The sequence below is a fragment of the Ochrobactrum sp. SFR4 genome (assembly GCF_019730395.1).
GTDB lineage: Bacteria > Pseudomonadota > Alphaproteobacteria > Rhizobiales > Rhizobiaceae > Pseudochrobactrum.
In genome coordinates, this window is the sequence record NZ_JAAPBB010000616.1 from 1 (window position 1) to 294 (window position 294).

Genomic DNA, 294 nt, shown 5'->3' on the forward strand with positions numbered 1-294 from the left:
TTTGGCACTTCACCACGTCCCATGCTCGCCAGACGCACAGCAGCACCGCCATGATCATCCGGATCAATCTCCAGAACCTTCTGATAGGCTTTGGCTGCGCCGTCAAAATCACCCGATTTTTCAAGCTTCAAAGCCTCATTATAGGCCTGTTCCAGCGCTTCTTCATCAAATAACGGGCTTGCGGACATGATTAAAAACTTTCTGTTTTTTGAATGTGCATATCATGCATTCAGCCAAAGCGTTCTCCGCTTTGGCTTGATATAAGGCGAAATAATAAGCTGCCGTTTCTTTGGC

General features: G+C 46.9%; 1 protein-coding gene. It reads right to left on the minus strand.

From position 1 onward, the window contains the following. Positions 1 to 188 (minus strand): tetratricopeptide repeat protein (locus HBA93_RS20505; protein ID WP_221724503.1); only part of this gene is annotated, 188 nt, incomplete at its 3' end. Between the last annotated feature and the right edge of the window lie 106 nt (positions 189 to 294).